Below are 17,638 nucleotides of genomic sequence, written 5' to 3'. Positions count from 1 at the left end.
CGAAGCAGAGATGGAGAGCACGGCCATGCTTGAATTGAAGAACCTCACGTTCGAGGTGCCGCTCTCCGAGGGATCCTCGGAGAAGAAGCGCATCATCGACGACCTGTCGCTGACGATCCCCAGCGACCGCTTCACGGTTATCACCGGCCCAAACGGCGGCGGGAAATCCACCCTCGCAAAGCTCATCATGGGCGTGGAGCAACCGACCGCGGGACGAATCCTGTTCGAGGGGGAAGACATCACCGATCTCGGTATCACCGAGCGCGCTCGGCGCGGCATCGGCTACGGGTTCCAGCAACCGGCCCGCTTCAAGGGCATGAAGGTGAAAAAGCTTCTCGATATTGCAGCCGGCAAAAAGCTGCCGATGCTGTCCTGCAACGAGTACCTGGCCAAGGTGGGACTCTGCTCAGCGAGCTACCTTACCCGCGAGGTGGACAAGAACCTGTCCGGCGGCGAGGTGAAGCGAATCGAAATCGCCACGATCCTCGCGCGCGACCCGCAACTCGCCATCTACGACGAGCCGGAAGCCGGCATCGACCTCTGGAGCTTCGACCGTCTCACCGAGACGTTCCGCAGCATCCATGAAGCCCGCGACGGCCGTTCGATCGTGATTATTTCGCACCAGGAACGCATCATTCAACTTGCCGATGAGATCGTGGTGCTGCGCGACGGACGAGTGGTCGAGACGGGAGCACCTGACGACATCATGCCGAAGCTCGGCTTTGTCTCCAAGGGCATACCCGGCTGCCAGCTGACGGAGCCGACAGAACTCCATCTCACCGAGATTCCCACCACCTGCTAGATAAACGACGGGGTTTCCGCGGCAAAGTCGCAAAAGCTCCGAGCCGTTCAAGCTCGTCTTCCAGACTCTATGTGAAGAGGCAAGCGGTTGGACGGTTCGGCTCGCACCAGAAATCCGCCAGTACGAAGGAGGCCGCCATGGCTGTAGACCTTTCCCCTATCGACGAGAGCCTGCTCGCCGAGATCGCGAACATACACGGCATGCCGAAAGGCGCGTTCAACATCCGCAAGGACGGGCAGCTCGTCGAGCGCCATTCGTCGGCGAACATCGAGATCGCCACAAAAACGGACCATCCCGGCATCGACATCCGCATCAAGGCCGGCACGAAGGGCGAGACGGTGTACATCCCCGTCATCGTGACGCAAGCGGGCCTCAAGGACGTCGTGTACAACACGTTCTACATCGAGGATGACTGTGACGTGACCATCATCGCCGGCTGCGGCATCCACAACGAGAGCCACCAGGCGTCGGAGCACGACGGCATCCACACGTTTTACTGCGGCAAGAACAGCCACGTGAAGTACGTGGAGAAGCACTACGGCGAGGGCGCGGGCACCGGCGAGCGCATCCTCAACCCCGTGACGAACGTCATCATGGAGGAGAACGCGAGCTGCGAGATGGAGCTCACGCAGCTGCGCGGCGTGTCGTCCACCGTGCGCGACACGAACGCCGAGCTGGGCGCAGGTGCGAAGCTCGTGCTGACCGAGAAGCTGCTGACGCACGACGACCAGGTTGCTACCTCGAACATGAAGGTGGAGCTGAAGGGCGACGACTCCAGCGTGCAGGTGATCTCGCGCTCAGTGGCGCAGGACAACTCCAAGCAGGTGTTCAACCCGCTGGTCATCGGCGAGGCCGCCTGCCGCGGACATGTGCAGTGCGACGCCATCATCATGGGCACGGCGAAGGTGACCGCCATCCCCGGCATCGAGGCCGCCAGCGAGGACGCGCTGCTGGTGCACGAGGCCGCCATCGGCAAGATCGCCGGCGACCAGATTATGAAGCTCATGACGCTGGGGCTCACCGAAGAAGAGGCCGAGCAGGAGATCCTCGAGGACTTCCTGAACTGACGGCTTCTGGACCGAGGTCGTGAACCGGGCGTCGGCAACGTCCTGTTCACGACCTCGACACCGTTTCACGCGGCGATGCGCCCGAGCGCGTTTGTTGCGTATGCTGTTCCCCACCCCAAGGAAAGGAACGGCTATGAGCATCATTGTTTGGATCATCATCGGAGGGCTCGCCGGATGGGCGGCGAACGCGATCATGAAGACCGACGGCGGCCTGGTCAAGAACATCGTCGTCGGCATCGTGGGCGCGCTCATCGGCGGATTCATCATGAGCTTCTTCGGCGCCGCAGGCTTCACCGGCTTCAACCTGTGGTCGTTCGTGGTGGCGCTAATCGGCTCGATCGTACTCATCTGGGTAATCAATCTGATCACCAACAGAAGATGAAAGCCCGCATACGAGCGGACGCGGCTCTCACTGCGAATACCGGCGACCGTCTGGCCGCCGGTATTCGCTTTTCTGCACGTTCGAACCTGGTTTCAGCCGGACCGCTTCCTCTGATTCACGGATAACGAAGAACGAGCACGATGCAGCCGGATTCGCTTGTGCCGATCCGTGCAAACTCCCCAAGTCGCGCGCTGCACCACCAGCAGCAGATCGACCATGCGTCCGTAGCGCCGTCCGTCTGGTTGTTCGACTTAGGATACGCGTCGTTGACTGCGTTCGAGGCGTCCAGACCTAGGCGACATCGAGGCCGCTTTCCAGCGAGCGTGCAACGACTATGAGGGCATCATCGGAAGCAAGCTGAGCGACCGCATACGCGGGAAAGGCCGAAGCTCTCAGGATGCCGGTATCGGCAAGTCCCAGAGCAGCTTGTGCGAGACATCCCATCACCTCGGACGTGGGTGCTGCGGGTATGCCGTTTTCATGCAGCGTTGCCGCCGCCGCATCGTTCGACAGATGCTCCCGCATCCCCATCTGCTCCATGAGATCGGCCATCTCGATCTCCGCGTGTCCAGCCATGTCGCCGCCGTCGGCAGTCACCGACGTATAGCACGCAAGCGCCAGGTCGAACCGGTCCTGTTTCCACAGCGAATACGCCAGCCGATAGCGCAGATAGCTGCTGTCCCGGCGGTCGGAGGCTATGCGCAAGGCGCGCCGCGCCAACTCCTCCGCCTCGGCAAAGCGGCCTTCGTCCATGAGCACAGATACTCCATCAAGGTACCCTGGAAGCGAGGTGGGCGCCAACGACCTGCACGCCTCGGCCACCTCGAGCGCGCGCGTCACATCGCCCACCTGCGCATAGAGGCGCGAAAGCGAGCTCTGCGCCGCGAAGGCTGCGTCGGACGCTTTGCTGTACCGCGTTTTCACGTCCGCTTCAGATAGCCGCACCAGCATGCGCGTACAGGGGTTTGCGCAGTACAGCGGCACGCGCCCATCGCTGGAACCGCCTTCCGCGGCGCGCTTCGACTCCCGCTCGCCCGCCTGCGCTGCAATCTCCTCGAGTAGCACGATGCTTGCGAGAGGCGAAGACTCCGCGTCCTCCATCGCCACAGATACCCGAGCAGTCAGATCAGCGTCTTCATCGTGGAGCACGTCGAGCTCGCACACGCGGTCGGCCTGCAGAAGCTCCGAGAGCGGCCCGGGCAGCGCCCGATCATCCTCCCACAGCGGCGAACGTCGGCTCTCCAAACCGATATCGAGCGGTTGCGCGACTCCGAAGAAACCATCGTCCGAAAATGCAGCCGAGCAATCAGCAGGATTCAGCAAAGCAAGCACGGCGGCGGGATCGCAGGCGTTGCGATCGGCACCGAGCGCGCCTTCAGCGATGAGGGGTAGCACATCCGACATGAATGAAATGCGATCGAACCTGAGCGACATGCCAACCGGCGCGTCGAGGCCCCCAGGCCGCACCGTCACGTAAGCCCGCGCTATACCGACGCCCGCACCGAAGGCTGCAGCAGCGAGCAGCGCCGCGAGCCGCATCGCATAAGCCGATGCGGCCCAGCCCCGCAGCATCCGCACATCCTCCCATGCGCCGCGCACTCCGTCCCATCGTGTCGAGGGAAAAGCCTCGGGCTGCGGAACGGAGCACTCCACTGCAACGGTGCCGCCCGCTGCATCAGCATCGAAACGATACTCCATGCGAAACGGCAGTCGCATGGTTTCGCACGCCTGGGCGAACCGTGTGCGCACATCCCATTCGCCGCCGCGCGCAGCATGCACCCCGTGCATCTGCCGCAGAGGATTCTCGCGCTCGCTTCTCTGTACCGCCTCCGCAGCACCCGAGGCGATGTCGATGATGCACCGCCAATCCTGCTGAGAGCAGAAACCCTCGTCAAAACCGGCATAAGGAGCCGCGGTCCCGGGAAAGCCCTCTACAGCCTCCTGCACGAGCAAGAGCCGGTTGAGCGCGCTTTCGACTGCCAGCACCAGCTGGCGTTCCCCGGCGCTCAACGCCGAATCATCGAAGCGCAGCCATGCGAGCCCCGTTGATGACAGACGGCCCGCTTCGAGAGCGGTGCGCGCAGCGAGCGGCCGGATCATCGAAGCCCCCGCTTCCTCCAGCAGGCGCGCGGCGTACCGTTCAAAACCAGAGACGGCGCCCGGCTGCGCCGAGCGCACGCGGTGGACGAGCATGTCGAGCGCATCGGGAAGCGGCGGCCTGAGCAGATCGCCCATCACATCAGCGGCAAGGCCAGTCAAGACCGGCGTTTGCGCCGCGCTCGGAATATGTACGAACGCAAGATAACCCACTGCCGCAAAGGTTCGCAAACCGAGGCTCGACCCGGCATAAGGCCCGATATCGCAGGAAGGTTGTTCGAACGCGAAGGTGCCCGTACGCGAGCGCGCGAAGCGCGATACGGTTTGCAGCGGGACTCGCGCGCCTCGGCGCGCCTGCACCTGTCCGAAGTCCTCGTTGTTCGGAAGACGCGACAAAAGCAGGTTCGGCTCCCCTTCGGGGATATACGCGAGCGGGCCGTCGCACGCGTACGCCGCGCCATTCGCAGTCAGCCATGCGAGGAAGCGACCCCGACGTTTGCCGGTGAACTCGAACACGTAGCCGAATCCATCGCTCGGCTGAGGACACGCATCCCAGATCACGCCGTATTCCCTCTGCGGATCCTGCCCGGGAAGGGGATGTAACTTCATGCTTTTGCCCAGCAGGGGCAGTTTAAATTCAGCCTGATTTTCCACGATGCTCCTCCCATGGCGATGCGCATTGCGATTGAACAACCGCATTCGCGCGCTGAGAGAAAGGATAGCAGAAGAGGCGCCGGCGCGGGATGCAAGCATAGCGCGCCCCGCAATCCAACGTCGACTGCCCCTGCGTTTTTCTTATCACGCCCGCAGGCGAGCGACAGTGGCGGATTTTTTGCCGATCTTTGAACGTTTCCCAAGAATTTCGAAGAAACCGCCGGCACTCGAGCCGCTCTTCCCTCTTTCCGCAGATAAACCAGCTGCCCTCCGTGAGCCTCTCATCCGGGATGCAAGATGCCTGGCTCAACCTGCGGCAGCCGCAAGGCAAACGAGAGCCACGCCACCCCGTCGCGCTCCTCCGCGCGCGCCTCCAACGTGCCGCCCATGCGCTCGGTTAGATGGCGCGCGATTGTCAGGCCGAGCCCCGAGCTCTCCTGCGAACGCGAAGCGTCCGCCGCGTAATGCGGCTCGAACAGACGCTCGGCATCGAGCCGTCCCACGTCGTCGACGTCGTTCGCGAAGACAACAGCCACCTCGGCATTCTTCTCCTCGACCACCGCCTCGAAGCTCGACCGCGCGTACTTCGACACATTGTGCAGCAGATTCTCGAACACGCGCTCAAGGGCCTCCGCGTTCGCACGCGCCTTCACGGCGTGGCGGGGCACTTCCACGCGCACGTCCAGCCCCCGCTCCTCGAGCAGCCGATACTGTTCCGCCACCGACTCGCGCACGAGCCGGCCCACGTCCACCTGCCCCAGCTCCAGGTGGAAGTCCTCGGCTTCGAACCGCGACAGGTCGTAGAACTGCGCGATGAGCCGCTGCAAGGCGTCCGCCTTGCGCCTGACCGTGGCGAGCGAGGCGCGAGCCTCAGCGTCCAACGCGCTCTCGTCGACGAGAGCGAGGTACCCCTGGATGGAGGTGAGCGGCGTGCGCAGGTCGTGACTGATACGCTCAACCTGGGCCTTCAAGTCCGCTTCGCGTCGTGCGTACAGCGCGGCCTGCCGGCGGATTCCCGCAAGCGACGCGTTCACCGTGCCTAGGAGCGCTTCCAAGTCGGCGTCGGGACTCGGCAGCTTCACGATACGGTTCTCCTCCAGGCGCTCCACGATCTCGCGGAGCTCGGCGTCAGCCCGTCGAAGCGACCGCTTGAGCAGAAGGCAGCGCACGGCGAACCACGCTGCCACGGCAAGCGCGCAAGCCAAAGCGACGATTAACAGCACGTGCGCCACCCCCGCCCCTCCCTACAGCTCGATCTTGCGGACGCGCCACACGCCCGCAGCCGTGAACGCTCCCAAACCGACAAATCCTGCGATCAGGCACTTCGCAAGACCGGCCGGGTCGTTCCACAGCAAGGACGAACCGGACATGCTCACCAGCGCCTCGGTGGCGAAGAAGTTCGGCGGAAGCCAGCTGGCCACGATGGCGACGGGCTCGAAGAGAAGTCCGGCCATCCGCAGCGTGTAGGGAATGACGAACAGGACGACCACCCACGCGACCAGCGCCGAGGAGGTGGTCTTGCAGTGGGCGAGCACCGCGGACATGAGGACGACCGAGGCAAACACGGACGGCAGGGCGACCGCGACGCCCGACAGCAGGTCCACGACCGGCGGCAACGCCGGTCCCTCCAACAGCAGGACAGCACTGCTCACGTACGCCGCCAGCACCACGACCATGCAAGCAAGCCCGGCAAGCGATGAGACGACGCACTGAGCCGCGAAAACCGAGGTGCGCGAGCAGCCGTGCGAGAGCGCGTTCTTCATCGTGCCATTCTTCTTGTCCTCGGAGTAAAGGAACCATACCAGCATCCCGGCCACGAAGAACAGCGAGCCGAGCGACGAAGTTACGATCCCCAGGTTGAAGCGCACCGTGGCGTAGGGGAAGCCGGGATCGACGAAGGTCATCGCGAACTCGATCGCGTTCGCCGCTATCGCAAGCAGCGACAAGATGCCCGCGAGCAGGTACACCTCCTTGCCGCGCACGATGCGGAACGCCTCGCCCTTCATGTAGTTCAGCATCATGCGGCCCCCTTCTCCTTCAAGCCCAGATAGTACTGCTCGAGCGACATCGTGCGGCGTTCGAGCCGGAAGACGTCCATGCCCGCCGCGCCGGCGAGCCCGCTGTAGGCCTCCGCGCCCGCTCGAGGGTCGAGGATGCGCACCGCTTGGTCGGGAAGCACCTGATAGCGCTCGCCGGGCCGCTCCCTTTCCAGCAGCACCGTATAGCCGGCCGGGTCGGACACGGCGATGTCGATGAAGTCCGCGCACCGCGCGCGCAGCTGCTCGGCGCCCACCTGCTCCAAAAGCCTCCCCCGGTTCAGGAAGCCATACACCGTGGCCATCTGCTCGAGCTCGGCCAAGTGATGGCTCGACACCACCACGGTGATGCCCTTCTCGCGGTTGAGGCGCAGCAGGAGCGCGCGCATCTCGACGATGCCGCTCGGGTCGAGGCCGCTCGTCGGCTCGTCCAACACGAGCAGCTCCGGCTCGCCGATGAGCGCCATCGCCAGGCCGAGACGCTGCTTCATGCCCATCGACAGATCCTTGCAGGCGCGGTCCTTCGCGTAGGCCAGGCCCACCTCCTCGAGCAGGCGGCCCACCGCCTCCCCGCCCGGCACGCCCTTCTGGATGCGGCAGCATTCCAAGTTGCGCTCGACGCTCAGATTCGGATAGAAGCCGGGGCTCTCGATGATGGACCCCACGCGTGCGCGCTGCCGCCCCAGGTCGCTCGGCGCATGCGCCCCGAAAAGGCGCATCTCGCCCGCGGTAGGGAACGCAAGCCCGCACAAAAGCTTGAACAGGGTGGTCTTGCCCGCGCCGTTGTCGCCCACCAGCCCGTAAACGTCGCCGCACCGCACAGTCACGTCCACATCGTCCAAAGCAGTCACGATGCCGAAACGCTTCGTCAGCCCGCTCGTCTCTATCACGTTGTCCATAGAAGGGTTCCACCTCCCTCTCGCCCGATCCTTCGAGAAAGAACTTTAGCCCCCAGGCTCGAAATTAGTCCTCAAGAAAGGTTAAGGAAAGCATAAAGCATTCCGAGCCCGCGCATCGGATTCCTCACGCCAGCTTGAATCCGACGCCCCAGATGGTCTTGATGTACTCGCCTTCCGCATCGACCGCCGCCAGCTTCTTGCGGATATTGCTCACGTGCACGTTGACGGCGTTGTCCTCGCCGTAGTAGCCGCCCTTCCACACCAGCTCGTAGAGCCGCTCGCGCGAGAATACCCTCCCCGGCTCCTCCATGAGCGTGCACAGGATATCAAACTCGTGCGCCGTGAGCGCCACCTCGACGCCGTCGAGGGACACGCTGCGGGTACCGGCGTCCAACACGAGCCCCCGGTGCCGCAGCACCTCTCCCACGCGGGCGCAACCTCCCGAGCCGCTACGCCGCAAAACGGCCTCCACCCGCGCGGCCACCTCGTCCGGCTCGAAGGGCTTCACGATGTAGTCGTCGGCCCCCGTCACCAGCAAGGCCACCTTGTCGGCCAAGCCCGCCTTCGCCGACACCACGATCACCGGCACGTCCAGCCCCTGCTCGCCGCGCATGCGCTCGAGCAGCTCCGAGCCGGCCAACCCCGGCAGCATGAGATCGAGCAGCACCAGATCGGGCGTCGAAGCCCCGAGCCTGAGCAGCGCCTCCGATCCGGAAAACGCCTGCATCGCGCGATGGCCCGCGCGCTCCATGATAGCGCGCAGCAAGTTGTTGATGTCGGGATCGTCCTCCACGACGAGGATCTCACTCATGCCCATACACCTCTTTCCGGCTGGCTACAACCGGGTCGTGTCCCCCGCCGCCTCGTCCGCCTGCGCGTCGACCACCTCGATGCGCCCGCACGACCCCGCGCTCGCGCATCCCGCGCACGCGCCGTCGCATGCCGCCGCCGCACCTCCGCGCCTCCTTACGCGCCGCACGGCGAATGCCACCAACACGACCACCGCGGCGGCAACCGCCGCGCTCGCCGCGCTCGCCGTCCCCATGCCCAGCGCAAGCCCGACGCCGCGCACGCCGAACGCCGCGATCCACGCCACACCCAGCTGCCCGAACGCCATGCCGAGCGCCCACGTTCCGCCCAGCTCGCGCCGCACCGACGCAATGGCGGCTATGCAGGGCGTGTACAGCAGGCAGAACACGAGCAGGCTGAGAGCGGCGAGCGGCGTGAGCGCGGCCACAAGGCTCTCGGTCGACCCGAACAGGATGGACAGCGTCGACACCACGCTCTCCTTCGCCATCACGCCGGTGACGAGCGCGGTGGAAACGCGCCAGTCGCCGAACCCGAGCGGCGCGAACAAGGGCGCGATCCAACCCGCCACCACGGCCAGCATGCTGTCGGCGGAGTCGGCCACCACGTTCAGACCGAAATCGAACGTCTGCATGAACCATATGACGATCGTCGCCAGGAAGATCACCGTGAATGCGCGCTCGAGGAAGTCCTTCGCCTTCTCCCACAGAAGCTGCCCCACGCTGCGCGGGCTGGGCATGCGATAGTTCGGCAGCTCCATCACGAACGGCACGGCCTCGCCGGAGAACATCGTCCGGCGCATGAGCAGCGCCACGATCACCCCGGCCGCGATGCCGCCGAAATACAGCCCCACCATCACGACAGCCCCGTCACTCGGGAAGAACGCCGCCGTGAAGAACGCGTAGATGGGCAGCTTCGCCGAACAGCTCATAAACGGCGTAAGCATGATAGTCATCTTGCGGTCGCGCTCCGAGGGGAGCGTGCGCGACGCCATGACCGCCGGCACCGTACAGCCGAATCCCACGAGCATGGGCACGATGGAGCGCCCCGACAGCCCGATGCGTCGCAGCAGCTTGTCCATCACGAACGCCACGCGCGCCATGTAGCCCGAGTCCTCCAGAAGCGACAGGAAGAAGAACAGCGTCACGATGATGGGCAGGAAGCCCACCACGCTGCCCACGCCGTTGAACACGCCGTCGATCACGAGCGATTGCAGCACCTCGTTCACCTGCGCAGCCGCGAGCGCCCCGGCCACCGCATCGGTGAGCGCGCCGATCCCCGCGTCCAGTGCCTCGGAGAGCCAGGCGCCCACCACGTTGAACGTGAGCCAGAACACGAGCGCCATGATGCCCACGAATGCAGGGATGGCCGTGAGTGGCCCAGTGAGCACGCGGTCGAGCGCCATGCTGCGCGCGTGCTCGCGGCTCTCCTTGGGCTTCACCACCGTGCGCGAGCACACTTTTCCGATGAAGCTGAAGCGCATGTCGGCGATGGCGGCGGCACGGTCGAGCCCGCGTTCGGCCTCCATCTGGCACACGATGTGCTCGAGCGCGTCCTTCTCGTTCTGATCGAGGTCGAGCCGCTCGGACACGAGCGCATCGCCTTCCGCCAGCTTGCTCGCGGCGAACCGCGCCGGGATGCCCGCGCGCTCGGCATGGTCCTCGATGAGCGCCATGATGCTGTGCAGGCAGCGGTGCACCGCGCCGTCGTGCTCGTCGGGCGCGCAGAAATCCTGACGCACCGGTGGCTCCTGGAAGCGCGCAACGTGCAGCGCGTGGTCCACCAGCTCGGCTATACCTTCGTTCTTGACAGCCGAGATGGGCACCACTGGGATGCCCAGCAGCTTCTCCATCTCGTTCACGTCGATGGTTCCGCCGTTGCCCTCCACCTCGTCCATCATGTTGAGGGCGAGCACCATCGGCATGCCCAGTTCCATGAGCTGCATCGTAAGGTAGAGGTTGCGCTCCACATTGGTGGCGTCCACGATGTTGATGATGCCGCGCGGCCGCTCGTCCAGGAGGAACCGACGTGTCACCAGCTCCTCACTCGAGTACGGCGACATGGAGTAAATGCCCGGCAGATCGGTGACCAACGCCTCGGAATGCCCGCGCACGACTCCATCCTTGCGATCCACCGTAACCCCGGGAAAGTTTCCCACATGCTGGTTCGAACCGGTCAACTGGTTGAACAGCGTCGTCTTGCCGCAGTTCTGATTGCCTACGAGAGCGAAGAGAACGGTCTCCCCTTCCGGAAGCGGATTCTCCTCGTCTTTGTCGTGAAACCTGCCACCCTCGCCAAGACCAGGATGCGGCACCGGCTTGCGCGCCTGCGGGTCGTCGCGCTCCTCCGAGGCGTCGCGCACATCGTCCACTGCGATCTTGCGCGCGTCGCCCACGCGCAGCGTCAGCTCATAACCATGAACGCGCACCTCGACCGGATCTCCCATGGGCGCATGCTTTACCATGGTCACCGCCGCAGAAGGGATGATGCCCATGTCAAGGAAGTGCTGCCGCAGCGACCCTTCGCCGCCGACGGCCGTCACCGTGGCGGTCTTGTCGATGGGCAGGTTGTCAAGCGTCGTCAATGCACATCTCCTCGGGCCCGAGCCGCCACGCGACGGCTCGCATGCCTCGCTTTTTTCGTTGCCTCCATGGTACCGCGAAACCACATGTTTATCATAAAAAAGTTTCCCGTGGCAAACCCTTCAAGGAACCTGCACAAGTGCGAAAAACGACGCCGGCACGCCGATTCGCCTACGACGAAAAGCGCCCGGATCGCATAAGCGAACCGGGCGCCCGACCGTCGACCAAAGACCTGGTTTAACGATACTGGGAAGCATGCTTCTCGAAGAAATCGAATCGGGGAGGCAGTTCGCGAATCCGATGGCGCCCTTCGGTAATTTCGCCGGCGCTGCATAGCTCCTCGAAGCTGTCGAAATCGTAGTTCCAGCTGAAGAAGTCGTCGAAGTCGAAGCTCAGGTAATCGCAGATCTTCTCGGTGCCTGTCGGAACGATGGGATGCATGAGCAGCGTTGCGATGCGGAGCAGATGGAACGAATCGACGAGCACCTGGCGACGAGCCTCGTCGTCGTCGGCCAGTTCGGCCGCGCGTATGCCGTCCGACCAATGCTTGTTCGCCCAGCGGATAAACTCGTCCATAAGCGACATGACGGAATGGAACTCGGCCCTGTGCATCAGCCTGTCGTACTTGGAGAGGGCTCTGAAGGCCTGCGTGACAGCCTCGGACGAGGGCTCGCCTAGCGGCATATATCCTTCGAAATTCTTCTGAGCCTCGTAGAAGCAGCTGCGCGCAAGACGGTTGAACACGTTCGTGAGCAACGCTCCTTCTTTGAGCACCGGATCGGCCACGCGCGGGTCGGCCAACTCCTTCTCGGTGGCGAGAAAAGGCTTTGGCTTGAAGCCGACCGACTTCTGATCGAGTCCGAGCGCCAAGAAATGGGCGCGTAGCTGCTCCACGGTGTAGTGCTCCAGAAGCTCGTCAGCCGAAGGCGGCTTGACCGACCCGGACGACGAGGCCTTCTTATCGCCGTACAGGATGTGATGATTGGCCACGAGCTTGGTCTGACGCAAAGGCGTATCCGTCTCGCCCGGCACGAGTATATCGCCGGGCCTCACCGCTTCGATGAGCGCGGGCTGCGCCACGCCGTAGAAGTACAGGTTGTCCTGGCCGATAAACTGGTACACTTCGGCGTCTTCCGAACACCACCAATCGCGCCAGCTGCCGCGAGGCAGGCCCATCTTGTCGTTGACGGCCATAGTGAACGACATAGGCGCCCACAAGCTCTCAGGCCAGCACCACACCGTGAGCCCCTCAAGACCGTCGATAACGGGCGCCTTCACGCCCCATTCGATGTTGCCCGTGATGCGGAACGGCACCAGCGCCTTGCTGGTGCGGAAGCGGATGCCCGCACCGGCGAGCACCTCGCGCGCCGTATCGCGCGCATCGATGTCGGCGAACTCGATCTCGAAGCTCTGCTTGCCTTTCTCGGCCTCGTGCAGTTCATGAGAGGGCAAGCCGGCAGCCACAGCCTCGTAGGCCTCGCGCGCGTCATTCTTGATGTAGACGACGGGCGGGGCCAAGAACTCCTTCACGGTTTGCGGCACGACGGCACGCACATCGGCGTCGGCGTCAAGCGCCGCCGCATGCGCGCGCAGAAAGTCCGCGAATGCGGGCAAATCGAAGTACCAATTCTCGACCGGGCGCATCTCGGGCTCGACGCCCGTAAGCGACGATCGCGGCGCGATGAGATCCTCGGGCGCATAACTGTGGCCAAGATCGCACTCATCGGCATAGCCGTGCTCTGACTTGCAGCCCTGGACGGGGCAGCGTCCGATTACCTGGCGTCCGTTAAGAAACGTTTGCGCCTCTGGATCGTAAAACTGCAGCGTGGATCGGCGCTGCAAATGTCCGTTCTCGTGCAGCTTCTCGATAAACTTCTCGCTGATGAGCTGGTGCACGTCTCCCGAGTGGCCGATGTTGGAACCCTCATAGATATCCAGGCTGATGTCGTAGGCGCCGAGCGTCGCCTTTTGCGCCTCGTGGTTCCTCAGCACGTACTCCTCGATGGTGCCATCAAACTCGCCGGCCTCCACGAGCTTGCGATAGCCTTCGTTGATGGGCGAGCCGAAGCAGTCGGTGCCACTAATGAAGCGCACGTTGGCCGCGCCGATGCGGTCGCGCAGAAAACGCGCGAAGGCATCGGCCGGCACAAACACGCCGGCGATATGACCAAAATGCAGCGGTTTGTTGCCATAGGGCATGCCCGCCGTGATTACGGCCCGTTTGGGCCAGGACGCGCGCTCCTGCTTAGTGGGCGAGGCGGCCATCGTTTTCCATCTCCTTCATCGCGGCGACAAGGTTCTCGACGGACACATCGCTTGATGACATTAGGTCGAGGAGCGTCGACAGATCGGACCCTGCGGGCTCGAGCGCCACGGTCGTATACGCCGACATGTTCGCAAGCTCGGCGGCCTTGGCAACGGCGTCCTGCTGCGTGCCCACCTCGTCGGCCAGCCCGTTCTCCACAGCGTCGATGCCGGTGAACGTGAGTCCCGTTGCCAGAGCGCGAACCTCCTCGACGGCCATACCGCGCCCCTCTGCAACAGTCTGCACGAAGGTCTCGTTTATCTGATCGACCATGGCCTGGTAGTAGGCGCGCTCCTCCTCGGTAAGCGCGCGGGTACCGTAGCTCGAATCCTTGCTGTCGGACGACGTGATGTTGTCGATGCTGATGCCCAGCAGTTCGTATAGCCCCGACAAATCGGTAACCTGCATGGCAGTGCCGATGGAGCCTATGGCCGTGGACTTCGCGGTGAAGATGTAGTCGGCCTGCGACGAAATCTCGTATGCTGCCGAAGCGTTCGTCGCCGCACTTGAAACCACGACGGGTTTGCCAGTGCTTTCGGAGAACTCGCGCACGTACTCGGACATCTCTTCGCCCGCCGTCGCCGTGCCGCCGCCCGAGTTGACGCGCAGCACGATGGCCTTGACGTGTCCATTCTCTGCCGCGATATCGAGCTGTTCCTTCAAACCCTCGGGACTGCACGTGGAACCGTCGTATTGGATAGTGCCATCGAGCTCGATGACGCCTACCGCATCGCTCATGAGATAGTCAACGCCGGATGTCGATGACGAGGTGCCCAGGGAGCCAAACGACGTCATGACGCCGGCGCACGACACCATGCCTACGGCAAGCAGCACGAAGACCAACACGACGGCCACGAGCGCAACGATCCAGCCTCGGCTCTTCTTGGGTGCAGGCTGAGGGGCATAGGGTTGCGCGTAGTACGCTCCTTCGCCTCCTGGGATCGGCGCGCCCGGTTGAGGCGCTGGGGGCTGCTGCCACACCTGCTGCTGCCACGTATCATTTTGGGACATGTTCCCTCCTCGTTTAGGCTGGGATCATACTACCTTATGCGACAGGGAACCGCGCCCGTCGGGCGCGGTTCCACGATGGCTCCATTATACGTTCCCGCCGACGAATCCTGCATGACGGCACCTTGACGGATACCAAAGAACCCCATCGGCCACAAGGAGTCCAATCGCTAGATCTCGATGGCGTCGCCCTTGGTGTGCTGCGCCTTCTTTGCCGTACGCAGCAAGAACTCCTGGTTCGTGTCCGTCTGCTTGAGCGACTTGATGAGCATGTCCATGGCGCGCTCGGTTGAGTTTGTATTCGACAGGATACGCCGAACAGCCCATATGAGCGGCGCCTCCTGAGGCTCGAGCAGCAGCTCCTCCTTGCGGGTGCCGCTTGCAACCGGGTCGATGGCCGGAAAGATGCGCCTGTCGGCCAGATTGCGATCAAGCTTGAGCTCCATATTCCCCGTTCCCTTGAATTCCTCGAAGATGACCTCGTCCATCTTCGACCCCGTATCGACGAGCGCGGAAGCCAGAATGGTGAGGCTCCCGCCGCCTTCGATATTGCGGGCGGCACCCAGAAAGCGTTTGGGCGGGTAAAGCGCCGTGGAGTCCACGCCGCCGGAAAGGATGCGGCCCGATGCAGGCTGCGCCAAGTTATAAGCGCGCGCGAGGCGTGTGAGGGAGTCGAGCAGCACCACGACATCTTTACCGCACTCCACAAGGCGTTTCGCACGCTCGATCACGAGTTCCGATACGGCGATATGGTTCTCGGTGGGCATGTCGAACGTGGAGGATATGACCTCGCCTTTTATAGAGCGCTCCATGTCCGTAACCTCTTCGGGACGCTCGTCAACCAAGAGGCACATGAGGTGCACCTCGGGGTTATTCGCGCTGATAGCGGCCGCAATATCTTTGAGGATAGTGGTCTTGCCGGCTTTCGGAGGGCTTACGATCAGGCCGCGTTGGCCTTTGCCAATAGGGCTCACGAGATCAATGACGCGTGCCGTGATGGTGCTCTTGCCATGCTCCATAGTCAGGCATTCGTCCGGATACACCGGTGTGAGATCGCCGAAACGCACGCGGTTGCCGCACTCCTCGACAGGGGTACCGTTGATAGCGGTGACCTTCTGGATAGCCGCGTACTTCTCGTTCTCACGGGCCGGGCGCGTCTGCCCCGTAACGAGATCGCCTTTGCGCAGCCCGTTGCGCCGAATGGTGGAAAGCCCCACGTAGCAGTCAGTTTCGCCCGGCAGGTACCCCTGCGTTCGGAGGAAACCGTACCCGTCAGCGAGGATGTCTAAAATGCCCGTCGCCTCGATGAAGCCCTCTGCTTTCACGCTGGCGTCAAACACGGCCTCTACAAGCTCGGCCTTCTTGAGGCCCGCCACGTTTACGCCGAGCTCCGTCGCCTTCTCGCGCAACTCTGCCACCTTGAGCTTCGTCAACTCCTCGCGTGAAACGCTCGGCTGCACTTCGCGGGGGCCGCGGTTGCTGTCGTGCTGGCGTCGCTGTCGACGCTGGTTCTGGCCGCCCTGCCCGTTCTGCTTGCCGTTCTGCTTCTGCCTATTGGACGAACCCTGTTTGGCGCCTCCGTTGGAGCCGCCTGACCGTTTGGAGGCGCCTTGAGCGTCTCCTCCCGTGTTCGCCTTCACGGATTTGCGCGGCGTACGCGCTGCGGAACCGCGTGACGCTGGTGCAGAACCCTCTTGCTTTCCCGAGGGAGCCTTGGCGTTCACGTTCGTAGAACGGCGGCGGCGCGGAGCCGCGGTTGCAGTTGCTTCGTTCTCGCTCATGCGCCCTGCACTTTCTCCCAATCCTTGAGGAACGCCTCAAGGCCGCGGTCGGTCAGCGGGTGCTGGACGCATTTCTTCAGCGCCGCGAACGGCACCGTGGCGATGTCGGCACCCATGAGGGCTGCCTGCGCCACGTGGTTCGCACTGCGCACCGACGCGGCGATGATCTCCACGTCGTGGCCGAAATCGTAGTTGTTCACGGCGGCCACTACGTCCTCGAGCTGAGCGAGACCGTTCTCGGAGATATCGTCGAAACGGCCCACGAACGGACTGATGTAGCGCGCCCCAGCGCGGGCGGCCATAATGGCCTGCGGCACGGTGAAGCACAGCGTCATATTCACCGGGATTCCCTCACTGGCCAGCTGCTTCGTGGCGGCTAGGCCCTCGATCATCGTGGGAAGCTTCACCACCACGTTGTCGGCGAGCGCGGCCAGCTCGCGACCGTCGCGAATCATCTCATCGCGCGTCATGGCCACGCTCTCGGCGGACACGGGACCGTCCACGATCTCGCAGATGCGCCTGATGTGGTTGTGGAAGTCGGCGAGCTTGCCGCCCGTGCGGGCGTAGAGCGTCGGGTTCGTGGTCACGCCCGCGAGCACGCCCCAGCTGGCCGCCTCCTCGATCTCGGCGAGATCGGCGGTGTCGAGAAAAAACTTCACCCAGTCCTCCTTGTATGTTCGGCTTTATGGTTAGACACGCGCGAATGCGCGCATAAGTTCCGTGTGGCGGAATGCAAATGTGGTGGGTTTTTCTTCCTTGAAAGATAAAGAACTGCAGATCATAGTAGCGTATGTTTCTGCTCCGTTCAAGCAAAATGCCATTCGTAACGTGTATTTGCGATGGAGACCAGACTACGAAACGGTATGGTCGGAGCAAGGAAGCTCAGCGAAGCGTACGGAAGAAACAGCTGCGCGCGCCAGTGTGGCAGGCCGGCCCCGCCGGGTGCACGAGCGCGAGCAGCGTGTCGGCGTCGCAGTCGTAGCGCAGCTCTCTAAGCTTCTGCACGTTGCCGCTGGTTGCACCCTTGTGCCACAATTCCTGGCGGCTGCGGCTCCAGAACACCGTCTCGCCGCACTCGAGCGTGAGCGCGAGCGACTCCTCGCTCATCCACGCCATCATGAGCACCTCGAGCGTGTCCGCATCCTGCACGATGCACGGGATGAGGCCGTCGGCGTTGTAGGCGAGGTCGAGGATGTCCATGAGCGATTCCCTTTCTTG

14 protein-coding genes are annotated in these 17,638 nt (G+C 63.5%); 3 read left to right on the top strand and 11 right to left on the bottom strand.

Annotated elements, in window-relative coordinates:
- The first annotated feature begins 25 nt into the window (after positions 1 to 25).
- The 3 genes from ABGT83_RS01305 to ABGT83_RS01295 all read left to right on the top strand — a co-directional run bounded on the left by ABGT83_RS01305 (position 26) and on the right by ABGT83_RS01295 (position 2,251).
- Entirely contained in the window at positions 26 to 802 is a 777-nt protein-coding gene (locus ABGT83_RS01305; RefSeq protein ID WP_103265324.1) for an ABC transporter ATP-binding protein, read from the top strand.
- 137 nt (positions 803 to 939) lie between these two features.
- Positions 940 to 1,869: a SufB/SufD family protein gene (locus ABGT83_RS01300; RefSeq protein ID WP_346685613.1), complete on the top strand. Its 930-nt coding sequence runs from the start codon at positions 940 to 942 to the stop codon at positions 1,867 to 1,869.
- A gap of 133 nt (positions 1,870 to 2,002) precedes the next feature.
- On the top strand, positions 2,003 to 2,251 hold the full coding sequence (locus ABGT83_RS01295) for a GlsB/YeaQ/YmgE family stress response membrane protein (RefSeq protein WP_103265293.1): 249 nt from the start codon (positions 2,003 to 2,005) through the stop codon (positions 2,249 to 2,251).
- A gap of 291 nt (positions 2,252 to 2,542) precedes the next feature.
- Here the strand turns inward: ABGT83_RS01295 and ABGT83_RS01290 are convergent, their stop codons facing one another.
- The 11 genes from ABGT83_RS01290 to hisI all read right to left on the bottom strand — a co-directional run bounded on the left by ABGT83_RS01290 (position 2,543) and on the right by hisI (position 17,620).
- Positions 2,543 to 5,002 (bottom strand): tetratricopeptide repeat protein, encoded by a 2,460-nt coding sequence (locus ABGT83_RS01290; protein ID WP_346685612.1) that lies wholly within the window; start codon positions 5,000 to 5,002, stop codon positions 2,543 to 2,545.
- Positions 5,003 to 5,283: 281 nt separating this feature from the next.
- Positions 5,284 to 6,234, bottom strand: coding sequence for a sensor histidine kinase (locus tag ABGT83_RS01285; RefSeq protein ID WP_346685611.1), 951 nt, complete (start codon positions 6,232 to 6,234; stop codon positions 5,284 to 5,286).
- Between the two features lie 12 nt (positions 6,235 to 6,246).
- Positions 6,247 to 7,023 carry an ABC transporter permease subunit gene (locus tag ABGT83_RS01280; protein ID WP_346685610.1) on the bottom strand — a complete coding sequence of 259 codons (777 nt, stop codon included), beginning with the start codon at positions 7,021 to 7,023 and terminating at the stop codon, positions 6,247 to 6,249.
- Positions 7,020 to 7,937, bottom strand: a complete 918-nt coding sequence (locus ABGT83_RS01275; RefSeq protein WP_346685609.1) for an ABC transporter ATP-binding protein — start codon at positions 7,935 to 7,937, stop codon at positions 7,020 to 7,022. Before ABGT83_RS01275 ends, ABGT83_RS01280 begins: the two co-directional genes overlap by 4 nt.
- A gap of 124 nt (positions 7,938 to 8,061) precedes the next feature.
- Complete coding sequence (locus ABGT83_RS01270; protein ID WP_346685608.1) at positions 8,062 to 8,748, bottom strand: response regulator transcription factor; 687 nt, start codon at positions 8,746 to 8,748, stop codon at positions 8,062 to 8,064.
- Between the two features lie 24 nt (positions 8,749 to 8,772).
- A complete protein-coding gene (gene feoB, locus ABGT83_RS01265; protein ID WP_346685607.1) occupies positions 8,773 to 11,328 on the bottom strand; it encodes a ferrous iron transport protein B in 2,556 nt (851 codons plus the stop codon).
- A gap of 235 nt (positions 11,329 to 11,563) precedes the next feature.
- A complete protein-coding gene (locus ABGT83_RS01260; protein WP_346685606.1) occupies positions 11,564 to 13,591 on the bottom strand; it encodes a methionine--tRNA ligase in 2,028 nt (675 codons plus the stop codon).
- Positions 13,572 to 14,642, bottom strand: coding sequence for a signal peptide peptidase SppA (gene sppA, locus ABGT83_RS01255; protein ID WP_103265301.1), 1,071 nt, complete (start codon positions 14,640 to 14,642; stop codon positions 13,572 to 13,574). Before sppA ends, ABGT83_RS01260 begins: the two co-directional genes overlap by 20 nt.
- 167 nt (positions 14,643 to 14,809) lie before the next feature.
- Positions 14,810 to 16,420 carry a transcription termination factor Rho gene (gene rho / locus ABGT83_RS01250; RefSeq protein WP_103265302.1) on the bottom strand — a complete coding sequence of 537 codons (1,611 nt, stop codon included), beginning with the start codon at positions 16,418 to 16,420 and terminating at the stop codon, positions 14,810 to 14,812.
- Entirely contained in the window at positions 16,417 to 17,079 is a 663-nt protein-coding gene (gene fsa, locus ABGT83_RS01245; RefSeq protein WP_103265303.1) for a fructose-6-phosphate aldolase, read from the bottom strand. Before fsa ends, rho begins: the two co-directional genes overlap by 4 nt.
- A gap of 223 nt (positions 17,080 to 17,302) precedes the next feature.
- On the bottom strand, positions 17,303 to 17,620 hold the full coding sequence (gene hisI, locus ABGT83_RS01240) for a phosphoribosyl-AMP cyclohydrolase (protein WP_103265304.1): 318 nt from the start codon (positions 17,618 to 17,620) through the stop codon (positions 17,303 to 17,305).
- Between the last annotated feature and the right edge of the window lie 18 nt (positions 17,621 to 17,638).

The organism is Enteroscipio rubneri (genome assembly GCF_963929405.1).
Lineage (GTDB): Bacteria > Actinomycetota > Coriobacteriia > Coriobacteriales > Eggerthellaceae > Enteroscipio > Enteroscipio rubneri.
The sequence above is the reverse complement of the archived record's forward strand: the minus strand, read 5'-3'. Positions and strand labels throughout refer to the sequence as shown.

Bases quoted from the DNA above. Each gene is read 5' to 3' on its own strand.
- ABGT83_RS01305 (WP_103265324.1), top strand. From the start codon at position 26: ATGCTTGAATTGAAGAACCTCACGTTCGAGGTGCCGCTCTCCGAGGGA.
- ABGT83_RS01300 (WP_346685613.1), top strand. From the start codon at position 940: ATGGCTGTAGACCTTTCCCCTATCGACGAGAGCCTGCTCGCCGAGATC.
- ABGT83_RS01295 (WP_103265293.1), top strand. From the start codon at position 2,003: ATGAGCATCATTGTTTGGATCATCATCGGAGGGCTCGCCGGATGGGCG.
- ABGT83_RS01280 (WP_346685610.1), bottom strand. From the start codon at position 7,023: ATGATGCTGAACTACATGAAGGGCGAGGCGTTCCGCATCGTGCGCGGC.
- ABGT83_RS01275 (WP_346685609.1), bottom strand. From the start codon at position 7,937: ATGGACAACGTGATAGAGACGAGCGGGCTGACGAAGCGTTTCGGCATC.
- ABGT83_RS01270 (WP_346685608.1), bottom strand. From the start codon at position 8,748: ATGAGTGAGATCCTCGTCGTGGAGGACGATCCCGACATCAACAACTTG.
- ABGT83_RS01260 (WP_346685606.1), bottom strand. From the start codon at position 13,591: ATGGCCGCCTCGCCCACTAAGCAGGAGCGCGCGTCCTGGCCCAAACGG.
- sppA (WP_103265301.1), bottom strand. From the start codon at position 14,642: ATGTCCCAAAATGATACGTGGCAGCAGCAGGTGTGGCAGCAGCCCCCA.
- rho (WP_103265302.1), bottom strand. From the start codon at position 16,420: ATGAGCGAGAACGAAGCAACTGCAACCGCGGCTCCGCGCCGCCGCCGT.
- hisI (WP_103265304.1), bottom strand. From the start codon at position 17,620: ATGGACATCCTCGACCTCGCCTACAACGCCGACGGCCTCATCCCGTGC.